The 15,742-nt window shown below is 36.8% G+C and carries 20 protein-coding genes; all 20 read left to right on the plus strand.

Annotated features, from left to right (window positions below; genetic code table 11):
* A partial coding sequence (locus tag LQ226_RS20575; RefSeq protein ID WP_231419903.1) for a hypothetical protein occupies positions 1–181 on the plus strand: 181 nt, incomplete at its 5' end.
* A 729-nt stretch (positions 182–910) separates the two neighbouring features.
* Positions 911–1,264 (plus strand): hypothetical protein, encoded by a 354-nt coding sequence (locus LQ226_RS20580; protein WP_231419904.1) that lies wholly within the window; start codon positions 911–913, stop codon positions 1,262–1,264.
* Positions 1,265–1,278: 14 nt separating this feature from the next.
* Positions 1,279–1,704, plus strand: a complete 426-nt coding sequence (locus tag LQ226_RS20585) for a hypothetical protein (protein ID WP_231419905.1) — start codon at positions 1,279–1,281, stop codon at positions 1,702–1,704.
* A gap of 181 nt (positions 1,705–1,885) precedes the next feature.
* On the plus strand, positions 1,886–2,458 hold the full coding sequence (locus LQ226_RS20590) for a recombinase family protein (protein WP_370635559.1): 573 nt from the start codon (positions 1,886–1,888) through the stop codon (positions 2,456–2,458).
* Between the two features lie 185 nt (positions 2,459–2,643).
* Positions 2,644–2,850: a hypothetical protein gene (locus tag LQ226_RS20595; protein ID WP_231419907.1), complete on the plus strand. Its 207-nt coding sequence runs from the start codon at positions 2,644–2,646 to the stop codon at positions 2,848–2,850.
* A gap of 208 nt (positions 2,851–3,058) precedes the next feature.
* A complete protein-coding gene (locus tag LQ226_RS20600; RefSeq protein WP_231419908.1) occupies positions 3,059–4,738 on the plus strand; it encodes a hypothetical protein in 1,680 nt (559 codons plus the stop codon).
* Positions 4,739–4,762: 24 nt separating this feature from the next.
* A complete protein-coding gene (locus LQ226_RS20605; protein WP_231419909.1) occupies positions 4,763–4,939 on the plus strand; it encodes a hypothetical protein in 177 nt (58 codons plus the stop codon).
* A 130-nt stretch (positions 4,940–5,069) separates the two neighbouring features.
* Positions 5,070–5,354, plus strand: coding sequence for a hypothetical protein (locus LQ226_RS20610; RefSeq protein ID WP_231419910.1), 285 nt, complete (start codon positions 5,070–5,072; stop codon positions 5,352–5,354).
* A 744-nt stretch (positions 5,355–6,098) separates the two neighbouring features.
* Positions 6,099–6,734 carry a hypothetical protein gene (locus tag LQ226_RS20615; protein WP_231419911.1) on the plus strand — a complete coding sequence of 212 codons (636 nt, stop codon included), beginning with the start codon at positions 6,099–6,101 and terminating at the stop codon, positions 6,732–6,734.
* Positions 6,735–6,749: 15 nt separating this feature from the next.
* Positions 6,750–6,956, plus strand: a complete 207-nt coding sequence (locus LQ226_RS20620) for a hypothetical protein (RefSeq protein WP_231419912.1) — start codon at positions 6,750–6,752, stop codon at positions 6,954–6,956.
* A 73-nt stretch (positions 6,957–7,029) separates the two neighbouring features.
* Positions 7,030–8,445, plus strand: a complete 1,416-nt coding sequence (locus LQ226_RS20625) for a terminase large subunit domain-containing protein (RefSeq protein ID WP_231419913.1) — start codon at positions 7,030–7,032, stop codon at positions 8,443–8,445.
* On the plus strand, positions 8,442–9,830 hold the full coding sequence (locus LQ226_RS20630) for a phage portal protein (RefSeq protein WP_231419914.1): 1,389 nt from the start codon (positions 8,442–8,444) through the stop codon (positions 9,828–9,830). Before LQ226_RS20625 ends, LQ226_RS20630 begins: the two co-directional genes overlap by 4 nt.
* A gap of 91 nt (positions 9,831–9,921) precedes the next feature.
* Positions 9,922–10,947 carry an XkdF-like putative serine protease domain-containing protein gene (locus LQ226_RS20635; RefSeq protein ID WP_231419915.1) on the plus strand — a complete coding sequence of 342 codons (1,026 nt, stop codon included), beginning with the start codon at positions 9,922–9,924 and terminating at the stop codon, positions 10,945–10,947.
* Between the two features lie 28 nt (positions 10,948–10,975).
* Positions 10,976–12,010 carry a hypothetical protein gene (locus tag LQ226_RS20640; RefSeq protein WP_231419916.1) on the plus strand — a complete coding sequence of 345 codons (1,035 nt, stop codon included), beginning with the start codon at positions 10,976–10,978 and terminating at the stop codon, positions 12,008–12,010.
* Between the two features lie 161 nt (positions 12,011–12,171).
* Positions 12,172–12,987 carry a hypothetical protein gene (locus tag LQ226_RS20645; protein WP_231419917.1) on the plus strand — a complete coding sequence of 272 codons (816 nt, stop codon included), beginning with the start codon at positions 12,172–12,174 and terminating at the stop codon, positions 12,985–12,987.
* Positions 12,984–13,397, plus strand: coding sequence for an HK97 gp10 family phage protein (locus LQ226_RS20650; protein WP_231419918.1), 414 nt, complete (start codon positions 12,984–12,986; stop codon positions 13,395–13,397). The genes LQ226_RS20645 and LQ226_RS20650 overlap by 4 nt, the downstream gene beginning before the upstream one ends.
* A gap of 10 nt (positions 13,398–13,407) precedes the next feature.
* A complete protein-coding gene (locus LQ226_RS20655; protein WP_231419919.1) occupies positions 13,408–13,884 on the plus strand; it encodes a hypothetical protein in 477 nt (158 codons plus the stop codon).
* Positions 13,885–13,905: 21 nt separating this feature from the next.
* Positions 13,906–14,886, plus strand: a complete 981-nt coding sequence (locus LQ226_RS20660) for a phage tail tube protein (protein WP_231419920.1) — start codon at positions 13,906–13,908, stop codon at positions 14,884–14,886.
* A gap of 119 nt (positions 14,887–15,005) precedes the next feature.
* Entirely contained in the window at positions 15,006–15,518 is a 513-nt protein-coding gene (locus LQ226_RS20665) for a hypothetical protein (RefSeq protein ID WP_231419921.1), read from the plus strand.
* A gap of 13 nt (positions 15,519–15,531) precedes the next feature.
* Entirely contained in the window at positions 15,532–15,738 is a 207-nt protein-coding gene (locus tag LQ226_RS20670) for a hypothetical protein (RefSeq protein ID WP_231419922.1), read from the plus strand.
* Positions 15,739–15,742: the final 4 nt, after the last annotated feature.

The raw sequence follows: 15,742 nt of genomic DNA on the forward strand, positions 1-15,742 counted from the left end.
AGGAAAGAAAAATAATTTGGCGCTGGTGGAACTGTACAACAATAAAAAAGGTGTAGATCCGTTTGAGTACTTGGTGGAAGAAAAAGAAGAGGTTAATAATAATGTAGGCAAGTTTAATCCGTTCGGAAACTTTAAACAGGAAAAGACTCAAACGGGAAAAGTACTCCCTTTTAAAAAGTAGAGCATAAAGGCAATAGCCTTTAGACCTTAACAAAAACATTTATTTATAGGAGGGGTTAGATAGCCCTACTAAATAAGAATTAATAATAAAACAACGCTCTCCTCCCTCCTCCTTGTGTAGGGAACGGGTATAACGAAGGATTTCAAACTAATTTCAAATTTGGAAATAGGAGGACGAGATGTTTCAAACTAATTTTAAAATAATAGGTAGAATTTCAAATTTACTTTAAACGCATACACCGTAATGGTTGTGTGCGTTATTTATGTTTAAAAGTAACTGTAAAGGGTGTGTGTTAAGAAAACGGAACAGAAAACGTAAACTTTTTGTGTTGTAATGTAGTAAAAAAGTAAGGAAAAACGGAGGAAAAAGTGTACGGAATAGGTTATATTTTAGTAATTTAAATAATAACCTTCCTTACTAGCAGGCGTCGATCGGAAGGGTATTATTTAATTTAGTATAAATTAAGTATTATGTATAGGTGTAGATAGAAGGAAGAGTGTAGATCATTTAATTCACTCCCTTTGTATGTGCAGATGTCCCTTTCGCTCTTTTATTCAACTTTACAATAAGAAGTAAGAATAAAAATTTCATCGTTTTTATTTTTCCATTTTAAATTTAAATGTAAAACTTTTGAGGGCTAACGTTATGTTAGTCCTTATTTTTTGTTTAATCCCAGGCAGATTTGAGTGCATAAGGACAGTTGGGAATAAGAAGAAAGGGGAAATGAAGATGGTAAAGTACAGTTTATGGGCTGAATTGTATAACAGAAAGTGTAAAGATCAGTTGGATAAGACGTTGAGGTATCATGATGAAAGAGAACGGGTGATTAAAGAAGAGAGGAGAAAAGAGATGGATAATCAGGTGGATGTTAGGAAACTTTTATCAGACCGAGTTGTATTAAAAGAAGGTGAAGATGTAGAAGTGGTGTTGAATAAGAAGAAAGACGTTTATAAGGATACGTTTACGCTAGACGTTAAGTTAGAAACGGAGTCTAATATTAAAAGTAAAATTTATTTGGATGTAAATGGGTTTGAAAAATTAGCTAAAACATTAAATGATTCTGTCAGGAGAAATATGAATTAAGAGGAGAGATGGGTATGGGAATGTACACGGGATTGAGATGTAAGGTAATAATAAAAAAGGAATATAGGGAAGAATTAAAGAGGTTGCATGAGAACAGGTTTGATTGGTCGAAATCAGAAGTGGATTTTATAAAAGAGTTTAGTGAAGTTGAAAGAAGTGATTTTATTCCGTTTGGGTCATCTTCTTACATGCCGAAGGGATGGGAAGATGGGTTTGAATATGGATATGACGAAGAGACTGGACTTTTAAAATTTGCTTGTAGTTTAAAAAACTACAGCGATGCGATTGAAGAGTTTAATAAGGTGTTAGGGAAAGTTATTGAAGAAGTTATACATTTAGAAAAGAGAAACGAAGAATTGGAAAGTGGAAAACTTTATGTTTTAGTTCAAGGTGATTTGGTTGAAGAAAATATAAATAAGGAGATGGCACCTCGAATTTGAGGTGTCTTTTTTATGGAAGAAAGCAGATCAAGTTTTTCACTCCTTAGTATAAAAGTGTTAAGTTGTGAACCGATCTGAAATTAAGCTAGATACATAGGATAAATGCCTTGCAATCGGTTTATAAGTCGGTATAAAATTAAAGTATAGAAGTTAAGAAACTTTTAGACGGAGGTTGATGAATTTGAAGATCGGATATGCAAGGGTTTCGACTATAGGACAGGATTTGGAAACTCAGAAGGATTTATTAGAAGACGCTGGTTGCGAAAAAATATTTGTAGAAAAGGTATCGGGGACGAGTAGGGAAAATCGAGTGAAGTTGAGAGAGGCATTAGATTTTTTAAGGCCTCATCAAGGAGACGAGTTAGTTGTAACAAAAATTGACCGTCTGGCTAGATCGGTTTTTGATTTGCATAGTATTGCAAATGATTTAGAGAATAGAGGGGTAAATATAATTTTTCTGAAAGAAGGACTGGATTTTAGTACATCGAATGGAAAAATGATGTTTACGATGTTGGGAGCGATTAGTGAATTCGAAGCAGATTTAATAAGAGAACGGACAAAAGAAGGAAGGGAACGGGCGAAGAAGCAGGGGAAGCACATGGGTAGGCCAGGACGGAGTGAGAAGGATATAAGAAGAGCGCTGAAGTTGTATGATGAAAAGGAAACGAATGGGATGAGCATAATGGATATAGTCAGAACGACTGGTGTACCGAAAGCAACGTTATACATGAAGTTAAGACAAAGGAATAAATAGTCATAGGGGTAGGGGTATGCGCGTCCTAATGATGCGCTCTCTATGACGTATTTAGTTGTAGGATAGTGTTGTAGTGTAGATTTAATTTCGCTGTAGCGTTAATCTATAGAAGGATTAGAGGGGAACAGAGACGGTAATCATCCAGAACTCTTAAATTTATTAAATGTAGAGAGTGGGAAACGAGGATGGATTTTTGTTTAAAGGAGAAGAAGAAACGGTTGAAGGATTTAGAGAAGATGCATAGGCAAGGGGTAAGTGGAAGTGAGTTGAACGTTCTGATCGGTTTTGAGGTAAAGGAATTACAGGCCTACTTAAAACGGAATGGTACGGATAGACCGGTGAACGATGTTTTGTACGAATATTGGAATTTGAGGGTGAAGGTACTTAAATAATAAGAAGTGGATGGGATCTAACATTTAGTTAGGTCCTTTTTTTATTGTATCAATCCTCGTCATGGCAGTTCCTTTCATTTTTTAAGTCTAAAGCACAGTATGCACTAAGACGTTAACAAAAACAAATCATATTTAGGAGGGGTTCCAGCCCTTCCTTTTATATTTTATAACGTCTTTACAATAACAAAGAAATAAAGGGGGACTGGAAGTGGCAATAAAGTATGTCGTGTATGTCGATGAAAACGGACGAATGGTATATAGAGATGCAAACGAGTCTGGAGAAAATGTAGTGGTAACAGATTCGGACGGAAAGATCGATTCGGATAAGATAAGTTTGGCAGAAGTAGACGTACAAGAGATTGAAGAAATTAGAGAGAATACTCTGACAATTTCGGACGGACTCGGGAATGTGAATAATGATGTGAAAACGGTACTGAGCAATTTAAGTGTATTACAAAGTACAGTAGAAGGGTTAGAGGTAACGAGTGGTACATCGAACAGTGTGATGGTTAGAGGTGTAGGATTTGATAAAGGAACGGAAGAGTTGACGGTAAACTATGATAGCACAGGTGTAGGGAATAAAATAACGCTGAAGAAGAGTGGAATAGTTAGAGATTTAACTAAAGGAGAAGGAAACAGTATTACATTTAGTGTAGAAGATTTAGTGGTGAATGAGATAGGATGTGTAGATGAAGAGGTTGAATTAGAGGACGGAGAAGGAAATTTGATTGGGACCTATAGGATCTTTAAGCAGGTAGAAGAAGGATCAGGCCAGATCGTTCTGGTTGGATTGAAAACGAAATTTGAAGGAGGAAGAACAGTTTTAAACTACGACTATAATTTGTTTGAAAGTTTAGTTGAGGATGGAAACTTGGATGAAACGGACATAACGGAAGAGTTAGGGATTCAGCCTACAAATTTTGATAGAAGTGTAGTTTATCCGTTTCGATTCCGAAACAAAGATTATTTTCCAACGAATAATGGAATGGACTATTTTGTAGATGTGGTGATGGAAGCGACGGGAAAAGATGAAGTACAGCAGCTATTCTTCATTCAAGGTGAGGTTAGGCAAGAAAGAGTATTTAGTGTAGAGGATTACAGTTTGGAAGGGGAAACAAATGAGCTGACGATTAACTACGTAAGCACTAGGAGTGATGTAGAGCTAATTTTAAACGGATACTCGGTAGGAACGTTGGATGCAGAGGGGCAGATCGTAGTAAATTTAGATGATATGGGGTTGTCACCGGGTTATGTAGAGTACGTTATGGCAGATATTAAAGATGTAGGAGACGGAAGTACTATTCAGTCGTATGACGTGCAATTTGATCTGAAAATTGGAACGGACCCTGTGATTGTACAGCCTAATGAGTATGATTCGAGTGTTTTACCTTTAACTTCGTTACCTACAAATCAGGATCTGCAAAATTTAGGGCTGAAGGTAAGTGATAATGAGGATGGGGATATTACCGATCAACTTTTAGTATCCTATTATGACGCTTTTTCTGGTCAGGACGAGGTATTTTTAGATGTAGAAGTGTTCGATAGCGATGGGAATAGAGCTTCTCAATATTTAAACTTTCCGAATAATGGATTTAGTGAAACGGAACCAGACACATATGTAGAGGTGGTTAACGTAGCGAACATTGAAAGTACGAGTGAATTTGAAATTGCTCTGAAGACGTTTACGGGGAACGTGAAAATTGATGTATATAATGAAGGAAATAATAAAATTTTAGGTAGATACCTTGATGATTATGATGAGGATAGGTTTTATGTAGACTACGATGAAGTAGGATACTCGGGAACGGAAACGGGTTTAACACTAAGGGTAGATGTGTTCAGAAAAGGCGAGATGATTGAGAGTGGAAAAGTGATCAATTTAACGTAACAAAAATGAGAGGGGACGATCAGAATGGGAAGTAGATATTTGATGTACTTTTATTACGGTGAAGGTGTAGAGAGTACGATCATAGAGGGTAACTACAATCCGATGGATAAGATGGACGAACTTGAGAAAAGTGGAAAAACGTTTGAATATCGAGGAGAGGATATTTTGTTTAGTAAGGTAATCAGCGTTACGGAACTTTAATTAAATATTAGTGTGTGTAGAGAGGATACCTGTGAATAGGTGTCCTCTTTATTTATGTTTCCCTGGGGGTCTATGACTCTAATGGACAGTGGGGGATAGAAAGATAAAAGGATAAAAAGGAGATGGGGAAATGGAAATGATTAAGGTGGAAATGATTAGAGAATTTTTAAGTGAAGAAGAGAAGTTTTTAGGTAAACTGCACGTTTGTATATCAAAATTTTGGGTTAAAATTGATAATTTTATATTGGATATGTTGAAAGAAGAATTGTATAAAGTAGAGGAAATTTTGGACGAAATTCTAGAAGAGACGGATTCGAGCTACGTAATGTCGGAAGCGTATAGGTGTAAATCGGAACTGTTTAATAGGTTTTTACATTTAGAACGTTTGGAAGAATTGATAAAGGAGAGAGTATAACTCTCTTTTTTATTTAACGCAACACTTTAACACCTTAGCGAATTAAAGCGCGTAAGAAAGAGGACGATGGTGTGTGTGTGTGTTATAGATTAATATTAAACGACAAATTTCGCCGGGCCGTCCTGGCAAGTAGGAGGTGACAGTTGTGAATAGATTTAGCAAGGATAAGATTGAGGAGGAGTTGAGATTTAGTGATCTGGACGGGCTGAAAGGGTGCGAAACGGAGAATGATAGGTATTTAAAAAGTGGGATATATAATAAAAGGAATTTTATTCGAGATCAATTGATTGAAGGAGGAAGTATATCGGGTGTGTGCAGAGAGTTAGGTATGCATCGGGCGGATTTTTATAGGTGTATGGATTGGGATCCAATTTTATTTACAGTAGTTAGCTGTTTTAATAGTCATCATAAACATTGCAGCTATCCTTACTAGGACAGTTCCTTAACAAAATCAACTCTAAAGTACAGTGTGAAGTAACACCTTAACAATAAAAATAAGGATAAGGAGACAGAACAGACCAACCAGACTTATATTTATGTGTATACAGAGTTGTATACGTACTAGGAACATGTTGAACAAAGGATTTGGGATAAGGATAAGTATAAAAATATGTAAACGTAAAGGGTTAATAAAACTGAATATAAATTGCAAGTGTTTTTATTTTTGTTTTAATCATTTAGTGCCTTAGCAGAGTGAAGCGCCTAAGGATGAGAAGGAGAACGAGAGAGGAAGGAGGAGACGATGTGGCAAATAAAGGTGGACTAAGTAAAGAAGAGTTAGAAGATCACTTTGATAGTTACGTTAATGGAAATGGGATTGAGTTGGAAGATGAAGAAGCGTTAAAGGAACTTTTATTAGATATGTATAAGACGAAAGCACCTATAACGAGAGTTTTGAATTGGATAGAAGCAAAGCATAGGGATGGATATGGGCATATAAGTGATGTTGATATACCTAAGTTAGGATTAAAGTATTTTGAAGTGTCTGTATTCGACGATTATGAGGGATTGGAACATGATTTAAGGGAGTTGGGTGGTAGTATAAAGCATTTGTCTGAGACTTTGGGTGTGTCAGATGATCTGGTTTATCAATGGAAGATGTATGACTCTAGACTTTCTAGGTGCATAGTACAAGCTCGCAATAGGACAACTAAGATGGTAGTAAATAGGCTGTTAATGAAATGTGATGAGGGTGATATGCAAGCGCTGAAATTTTATTTGATTAGTCATAAACCTGAAATTTATAGGACTACGAATCAAGTCACGAATGATGGAAATGATGAAAAAACTAAGTTAGAAGAATTAGCTGATGAAATTGCTGAAGATATTAAAGGTATGAGTCCAGAAGAGAGGATGAAGTGGATTGATGATAATTATTAATCAAAGGTGGTGAATGTGATGGTATTGCTAATGGTAGGATTCGTTTTGTTAATAGGTGTAGGGTTTTTTGGTATAGCTGGATGGGTGAATTTAGTTGTAGCGATAAAGGATGTAAGGGATGAGGAAGATAAGAGGGTGTATGAGGAGTATATAGGGCGAAAGAAGTTGAAGGAAGAGAAAAGGTTAGAGAGTGAGAAGAGTAGCAGGATGGGGTTTAAATAGTTGTGTAATGGGGTGATGAGAATTGAGTTTGAGTAAAGCAGAGTTATATAACCAGTTAAAAAAAGATGAAATAATGAAGAGTTTAGCTAGGGAGCAATTTTTGTATTATTTTTTGTATACGCATAAGGACAAAATGGACGTGAAATTAGGGAAACATCATTATTACTTTGGTGACATTGCGGATAAGTTGATATCTGGAGAGGTGAAGAAAGTTTTGATTGATGTACCACCTCAGCATGGAAAGAGTGTATTTTGGACAGAAACATTTCCAAGTTATTTTATACAAAAGAATCCTGGTAAGTCAGCTATGGTGACTGGGTATGGTAAGGAATTGGTAGAGAGGTTTGGAGAAAACAATAGGAGTAAGATACAGCAATATGGTGAGGATTTATTTGGAACGAAGATGAGTAAGTCTACGTCTTCAAAAACGAATTGGAAACTGGATGATGGAAGGACTGGATTACTATCGAAGACGATTGATAGTGGTTTAAACGGAAGTCCGGGAGATTTAATTATAGTAGATGATCCTTACAAGAATATGAAAGAAGCGATTAAAGGTCAGAAGAAAAAAGATATAATTTCTAACTTTGAATCTGTTATTTTAATGCGATTGGGTGGGGATGTACGTATAGTCGTTATTCATACACGTTGGACAGAGGATGATTTAATAGGAAGGCAGTTAGCTAGGGAAAACCATGATTGGTTGCATATACATATTCCTTTGTTGGCAGAAGAAGGAGATGTATTAGGAAGGAAGCCCGGAGAGGCGTTATTCCCTGAGATTGGTAAGGACGAAGTATGGGCGGAAGGTATGAGGAAGCAAGTTAGTAATAAAGTATTTAATTCGCTTATGCAGGGGAATCCTTTGGCAGATGATGGGGATGTCTTTAAGAAGGAATATTTTATTTATTATGATGTAGAGCCTGATGAGTTTGAAGAGTATTACATTGGTTGGGATACAAATGGTAAGAAGACAGAAAATGGAGATTGCGCTGTAGGACAGGTTTGGGGAAAGAAAAATGAACAGTTGTTTTTGTTGGACCAGTATAGAGACCGTCCTAGTTACACGGAATTGCGTGATGAATTTGAAAAGATGTATTTAAAGTACGCTGATAAGAAACCAAAGGTGATTGTAGAGGATAAACAATTGGGTCAGGGTTTAGTACAGCGTTATGAATTTGATCGTAGAAGGGATAAGAAAGATCGAATTTATAGGGATGGTGTAGAGATGACAGATATGGATATTATTGGTGTAAATCCTACTGGTGATAAAGATGTTCGGATCGATGAGAGTAGTGTGATGTATAGGGAAGGGAAAGTTGTTATTCCTAGATATAAGCATTTTACTGATGATTTTGTGACTGAGGTGACGCAGTATCCTAATTATCCAACTAAGGATATACCGGATGTCGTGGCCATGATATTAGAAATAGCATTTGGAGAACAGATGAAAAAGACAAGAATAAGTATTGGGGGAAGAGATTTATGAGTAGAAGTTTTGTAGTGACGGATAGAGGCGAATGGGTAACAAAAAGTGTTTTGGATGATTATAGGGTAGATCGGTCTAAGATTGTACATGATCGATTTGAAAATGAGTATGGGAACATGGGGGCGATAGAGCCTACGTATCCACCTGAATTGACTAGAGAGTTGTTGAGTAAGAATATTTATCATGCAACGTGTGTGAAGACAAAGGCAACGGATGTATCAAGCTATGGATTTACTTTAAAGGAGATTGATGCGGGGAACGATGAGGATATAACGAAGATGGAAAGCAGACGAAAAGAAGCAGAGGAGTATTTGGAGAGTTTGAATATAGGAGAGGTTATAAAGAACGCAGAAATCGATTTTGGTGCAGTTGGTTTTGGAGCGATGGAAGTGATATTGGATGAGGATAATAAGGTTATAGATTTTAATCATGTTCCGTCCTATACGGTTAGAGCGCATAGGGATCGAGATAAATATGTGCAGATGGTAGCAAATAAAGTTATTTATTTTGGGGATTGGAATACAAACTATCCTAGTATGGATTTAGACTTTCAGACTGGTAAGTGGGACTATTCGAATCGTTTTAAAGGGGAAGAGTTTAGGAAGGCAAATAGGATTGTAATGTTTAGTAATTATAGTCCTAATGATTCTGTTTATGGTGAACCTGACATTGCTGGAGCGATTGGATCGATTACATCAGCTGTTTTGAATGAGAAGTATAGATTATCTTTCTATGAGAGCTTTGGGAAGCCTGACATGTTAATAACGGTGAGTGGTAACTATGAAGATGAGATAGAAGGAAAAGATGGGAAGAAGTATAGTTTAGTGAATGAGTTAGAAAAGGAGTTTAGGGATAAGAAAGGGACTCAAGCCGGATCAATGGTAATTGGTATTGGAGGTACTGATGTAGAAATTAATGTAACTCCTTTGGTAACGGATACGAAGGAACAAGATTTCACGTTGACTAGGGAAGCAGATAGGAATGATATTTTAGCAGCTCATCGAGTTTCGCCTTATCGTCTTGGGATAGCTGAGATTGGTAATTTAGGAGGAAGTACGGTTGAGGAGAGTTTAGCTAACTATCGAGATGGTGTTGTTAGACCTAGACAGAAGCAATATGAGGGGTTGTTAAATAGCTTTTTAAAGAGTGCTGGGTTTGACTTTAAGGTTAAGTTAAACACGTTTGAGAGGGACGATGACAAGGCTGATTTAGAGATTGGAAAGGAGTTGGTAAAAAGTGGGGCGATTTCTCCCTTAGAACTACGGAATCGTTTTGCTAATAAGTTTAATTTGAGTGATGTGAGTGAAGATTACGTTGAAGATTTAAACGCTTTTTATATAGAAGGGAAGTTGATTAGCAGCAGTGTGGTTAGAAAAGGAAAATAAAAAATACGTGATGTGAGAGCTAGTGAGATTAAATTTATTTTAATTTCACTAGCCTTATTAATTTCAACTGAACAAAAAGGAGATGTTTGATATGGATTTAACTGCTTTGGTTAGTACGTTTGATGATGTGAAAAGGGTTGTAACCTGTGCATCCATGGTACCAGGAGTGAAGGATAGTTATGGTGAGGTGGTGACAAAAGAGAAGATTGAGGAAGTAGCATACAAGTTTAATAGTAGGTATCAAATGATTGATCAACATCACAACTTTAAGAAGATAAAGGATATAGAAGTAGTTGAAAGTTACTTACTTAAGGAAGATGAAGAGGTAACATTTCTTGTTAAAGAAGATGAAAAGGTTATTTTACCAAAGGGTACTTGGGTACTTGTATTACGTATTAATGATGATGATGTGTGGGAGCAAATATTAAATGGTTATGTGAGAGGGTTATCGATAAGTGCAGTTGGAGAGGAAGACTTTAATAACATTGAAGAGAAAATGGCAGTTAAAAGTAAGAGAAGTGAGGATATACTTTTATCTGATTTGAGTGATGATTGGATCGTTCCTTTGGTTTCATTAGTCAAAAATCCAGCGCAATCCCTAAGTATGTTCTTTTCAATAAAGCAGGAGGGTGTAAGTGTTCGAGATGAGCAAGAGGAAATCTCTGATACGGATAACATAGGTGGTTTAAAAGAGATGTTCACAAAGTTTGTTGATTGGTTGAGTTGGACCAAGAAAGAAGAGGTTTATAAAAAAGAGGAGGTAGAGTTTGATATGACAAATGAAGAGTTGAACGCTTTAATTGATGAGAGGATTAAACAGATTGGAGAAGAAGGAAAGGTTAAGGAAGCAGAAGGTAAACAAGAAGAAAAAAGTGAAGGTGTAGTAGAAGAGCAGAAAGAGGAAGAAAAAGAAGGAAACGAGACATCTGAAGAGATGGAAAAAGTTTCTAATAAAAGTAAAGATGACGAAGTAAGCAAGGAAGATTTGTTGAATTTAGTAAAGGCGATGGCGAATAAGTCTAAAAGCCTTGATGTTAGTGAAGAGCAAGTAGTTACAAAGAGTAAGCGTGCAGAACCTCTTGTTAAGAGAGATGCATATGGAAGGTTAATTAATTAATTATAAAAAATATAAAGGAGAGATTAGTATGTTTGCAAAAACAGCAGATGAGCGTTTAGGTGAAGCGATTGGTAAGATTACAGCAAAGAAGAGTGAGGTAGGTAGGTTAGGTACTTTGACAGTACCTACGGAAAAGGGAAAGAGTTTAATTGAACACGCTATTTTTAGACACGATATTCTACACAATGGTAGACAGTATTTAACTAGTTCTAATGAAAAAGATATTGATCGAATTGATTTTAGAGGAAAACGTGTATTAACGGGTTTCCGAGGTCAAGATGGAAAAGTAAAGGAAGAAGATTATACAGATTTTAATACACATACTAATAAGATTAGAGGTTCTAGATTTAAGGCAGAAGTTATGGTTACAGATGATGAGATTGACTCTTTAGGTACTGAGGAAGATCTTGTAGCGTTTTTAGAGCAGAAACTCTATGAAAAGGTATTGGAAGAAGTTGAATCTGCTTCTGTTTATTCTGTTCAAGGTGAGTATGTGAGTGGAAAACCGAATATGGGGTTAATTGATGGGTATTTAAATTTTGTACCAAAGGGGAACATTTTGTACGGGAAAGATAGTGCAGATACTAAAGTAGCAGCTGATGTTGATTTATCAACTGAAGAAGGTGTATTTAACGCTATAGCTAAGTTGGTTAAGACGATTGAAGCACCTTATAGACGTAAAAATAAAAAGAGTTATGCGATTTATTTACCAAATGAGTATAAGGAAATGTATGAGGACTACATTATAGAAACTAAAGATTCACTTTTAGCTGATAAGTATTTGACAGGTGAGATGGATGAGACAACATATAAAGGTTATAAGCTAATTGATGTAGAGTCTTTATATGATGCACCAAATGATGAGAAAGCGATTTTATTTAGTTTAAAATCTAACTTTGCACATCTTTTTCAAATTAATAATATTACTTTAGAAACGCAGCGTGAGTTTAACCGAGGATGGAAGATTGGAACTAACTTTACGTTTGGTGTCAACTTTGAAGATGAGAACGCTGTATCTTGTATTTTACCGGATACGCAAGCGCCTAACGCTCCAGCTGAATAATATGAAAATGGTGAAAGAAGACTACAGGTTTAGTAATCTGTAGTCTTCTTTTTAATTCCTATTTAGTAGTTGGACTCCTACACAGAAATCGTTCAAACGGACAGTATGAATTAGACCCTAACAAATAAGATAAGGGAACCAGAGGGATAGGAGGGGTGTATGTGACCTATGTGTGGAAAGGCCGGGATAAGAATTACTATGGAAGCGTGAAGGAAGTAATGTTTTATACGGGGATACGATTAAATACATTGGATAACGATATGTCTGAGGAAGAATTAGAAATGTTTGTAGAGTCGATGTTGAGGTATGCGAAAGACTTTATTAATCATGATCGGAGACGTAACTATGTGAAAGAAGTTAAAGAGGGATTGAGAGAGAGTGTACCAGAGGGGATACATTTTATTGCGATACGATTGGTAGCAAATATGTTAGGGCAGGCGCAGATAAGAAGAGATAAATTGGTAACGGATATACAAGATTTTAACAATATAGTCGTAACGGATAGGGTGTTTAGTAAAGAGATAAGAAGAGATCTGGAGATTTTCCCTCGAAAAGTTAGTTTTCATGTGTTTAGCACGAGTGGTGATAAGAGAGAACAAGATGTTGGAGAGAGTAAATTGGAGAGTAATGATTTATTTGCTTTGGTTGAAGCGAGTGAGGATTTAACGGCTGGTGTATTTGTAAACGTGTATAAGGAAGGTAATGAAAGTCGGGTACGTTTGGCAGATGAAACGGATGAACGAGTAGTGATTGGATTTATTAATGAAGACGTTTATGCAGGTGAATTGGTACGGGTGTATAACGGAGGATTTAATAAACAGTTGGATGGATTATCTGTTGGAGAAGAGTATGTGTTAGGAACGGATGGGAGTGTAAGGTTAGCTGGAGATGATTTGAATGTGAGACAGAGTGTAGGTCGAGCTATTTCTGACACGGTGTTGAGTGTAGAGATAGGAGACGTGAGGTGGTTTAGTTGAATGATTTGATAAAGATAAAGATTACTGGTTTAGAAGAACAAGAGGTAAGTAACTTAACGAGTAATATGCAGTTGAGTATTTATAAAGCGTTTGAGTTGTTTGCGGATAATTTAAAAGACGAGGTGGATAAAGAGACACCTGTGTCGAGTGGAAATTTGAAGAAGAATAACAAGGTTAAATATGATGGCCAAAACATTACGTTTAAGAATGACGTTGAATATGCTCAGTTTGTTTATGAGGGAAGAAAAGCGATTGAAGGGCAATTGATGGCATTTAGTAGTGGAAGTGGGACGGTGTTTACATATAGGAGTAGCGCTGTACCTGAGAATAAGTTTGTAGATAGAGGATTTAAAAAAGCTGAAAGTGGTGCGGATAAGTATTTAAAGGACGCTTTAGCAATGTTGATGTGAGGTGAGGGATGTGGATTTTGGAAAACGGTTTATGGAAGCCTATGAGAGTGTGATGAGAGGGACATTTAATAGGTTACAAGAAGAGATAAAAGGATCCGAGGGACATGTTTTAGAAGAGGTTGAAACGTTTGTCAGTGGGTTTAGAACAAAGAGTAGGGTATATAATCCTCTTTTGGTTATGCATTTGGATGGGTTTGAGACTGAAGTTGAGGCATTCGATGAGTTTAAGTACGTGTTTTATATAAACTTTATAAGCATTGTGAAGGATTTGGATTATGACGAATTGGGAGCAAGGATCAGAGCGCAGGGGATTGTAGAAGCAGCTCGATCATTAATTTTGAATGAATGGCAAGAGTTGTTTGGTGATGATGTGAGGGATGTAAGGCCAGATAGTATTGGAGATAGTGGGTTGAAGATTGAGGAGAATGACAAGTATGGGGCGTTAAGTCGATTACGAGTTGAGATGTATATAGGTAATGTTTATTAAATTATGTGAGGAGAGATTGGAATGGCGGAACGATTAAGGTATGTAGGTATAGCGGAAGAAACGGAGTATATGCAGGATCCAGCACCGGAGGCAGTAGTTCATTTACCTTTTGCTACGTTTGATATTAATGTTACGGGCGATACGGTAGAAGAAGTACCGCAGGGGTATGATCGAGTGAACGAGGAAGTAAGGGAAGCAGCCTATGCAGTAAGTGGATCGATTGGGTACGCTACGGATGTGAATACGATAGGATACTTTCTGAAGTGGGGTTTAGGAGGTTATGCATTAGATAGTGAGAGTATGGTGCACAACTTTTATGGTGTGAATGATTACGCTTTACCTAGTTTTGTTGCGAGAGGTGGATTAGATCACACTGAGATGGTTTATAGAGGACTGGTTTTGGATCAGATTTCGTTGAGCGTTGATAAAAAAGGTCGAGCATCATTTACGGGAAATGTGAATGGTGCGAAGGATGAGAAGGCGGTTTTAAAAAATCGGGATGAATTAATCACTTATACAGAGAAACCGATTATGTTTCACGAGGTTAAGGTTGAAGTAGATGGTAAGGACGTGTCTGCGGAGATTGATAGTTTATCTATTGATATATCGAACAACACGGATATGGACGGATATGGGATGAATAATAGGTTACCAGTTTATATAGAAGGCGGAGAGAGGGCAACTACGTTCAAGCATACGCTGAGATTTAATAATACGAAAGAGTTAGAGAAGTTCTGGGGTAATTCGACTGGCGGTGGTGATAAGAACGGAGTTAAGCAGTTTAGTGTGAAGTATACGTTGGATAGAGGTGTAGAAGGTAAAGTAGAAATTGAGATACCTCGGGTTTATATACAGAATCCGAAACATAGTGTATCGAATCGAGATCGAGCGAAACAAGAGATTAACATGAAAGCTTTGCCTGGGGATGTGACGTTAAGTGATTCTACGAAAGTACGAACAGATATTTATTGTAGAGTCGAAAACGGGGTTGAATCCTACTAATTCGATGACTCCTAAAGATAAAAGAAAGCATAGATACAGGTGGTAATAGTAACCCTCTCTAAAGACGTTAGAGGGGGTTACTTATTTAAACAATAACAAAACAAAAGGGGACGATAAGGATGGGTTTAACAAAGAGTAAGCTATTGAAGAAGTCGAGTATGGAAAAGGACGTATATTTAGAGACGATTGAGGATTATATAACGTTGCGTGTATTGAGTTTGGGTGAGATTGAAGAGTTACAAGAAGAATCGACGGAACGGTTACGGAATGAAGAGGGGATTAATCAGGAGGATATTGAAAAGATACAGAAACTTGAAGAAGATGGCGAGATACACGATCAGATGAGTGTATTAGATATGACTAAATTATTAAGGAGTAAAGGGATAGACGTTGATCCATCTAAGTTATTTTTTAATAAGAATCAGAACGAATATATAGCAAAGGTAATTGCGAGTGGGTTGAATGTAAAGAGTCAGGTGGAAAGTGATGAGGGACCATGGGATGTGGAATCGGTTAAGGAATTGAATACTAATTTGTTTATGGAACTGTACGCTAAGATTTTAGAGATGAATGGAAAAGGAAAGACAGAAGAGGTGTCTCGGTTTCGTAAGGGAGAAGAAAAACGAGTCTAATGAAATATGGTACATGTTAGAGAAGGATAAGATGAAATGGGAATATCCGTACGGAATGACGTGTTACCAGAGGGATTTTATGATTTTGATGCAAAATGAGATAAATGAGAGAGAGAAGGATACACAGCAAGGCGGAGGTAGTTTTGCGGATACGAAGAGAGAAGTAAGAGATATGTGGGATGAGATTGAATCGAATGAGAGTGGATTTGAAGAGATTTAAGTGA

The sequence above is a fragment of the Pontibacillus sp. HN14 genome (genome assembly GCF_021129245.1).
GTDB lineage: Bacteria > Bacillota > Bacilli > Bacillales > BH030062 > Pontibacillus.

What these genes read in the sequence shown, in the direction of transcription:
- LQ226_RS20580 (WP_231419904.1), top strand. Translation starts at nt 911, where the DNA reads ATGGTAAAGTACAGTTTATGGGCTGAATTGTATAACAGAAAGTGTAAA.
- LQ226_RS20585 (WP_231419905.1), top strand. Translation starts at nt 1,279, where the DNA reads ATGGGAATGTACACGGGATTGAGATGTAAGGTAATAATAAAAAAGGAA.
- LQ226_RS20595 (WP_231419907.1), top strand. Translation starts at nt 2,644, where the DNA reads ATGGATTTTTGTTTAAAGGAGAAGAAGAAACGGTTGAAGGATTTAGAG.
- LQ226_RS20605 (WP_231419909.1), top strand. Translation starts at nt 4,763, where the DNA reads ATGGGAAGTAGATATTTGATGTACTTTTATTACGGTGAAGGTGTAGAG.
- LQ226_RS20610 (WP_231419910.1), top strand. Translation starts at nt 5,070, where the DNA reads ATGGAAATGATTAAGGTGGAAATGATTAGAGAATTTTTAAGTGAAGAA.
- LQ226_RS20625 (WP_231419913.1), top strand. Translation starts at nt 7,030, where the DNA reads ATGAAGAGTTTAGCTAGGGAGCAATTTTTGTATTATTTTTTGTATACG.
- LQ226_RS20630 (WP_231419914.1), top strand. Translation starts at nt 8,442, where the DNA reads ATGAGTAGAAGTTTTGTAGTGACGGATAGAGGCGAATGGGTAACAAAA.
- LQ226_RS20635 (WP_231419915.1), top strand. Translation starts at nt 9,922, where the DNA reads ATGGATTTAACTGCTTTGGTTAGTACGTTTGATGATGTGAAAAGGGTT.
- LQ226_RS20640 (WP_231419916.1), top strand. Translation starts at nt 10,976, where the DNA reads ATGTTTGCAAAAACAGCAGATGAGCGTTTAGGTGAAGCGATTGGTAAG.
- LQ226_RS20660 (WP_231419920.1), top strand. Translation starts at nt 13,906, where the DNA reads ATGGCGGAACGATTAAGGTATGTAGGTATAGCGGAAGAAACGGAGTAT.
- LQ226_RS20665 (WP_231419921.1), top strand. Translation starts at nt 15,006, where the DNA reads ATGGGTTTAACAAAGAGTAAGCTATTGAAGAAGTCGAGTATGGAAAAG.
- LQ226_RS20670 (WP_231419922.1), top strand. Translation starts at nt 15,532, where the DNA reads ATGTTAGAGAAGGATAAGATGAAATGGGAATATCCGTACGGAATGACG.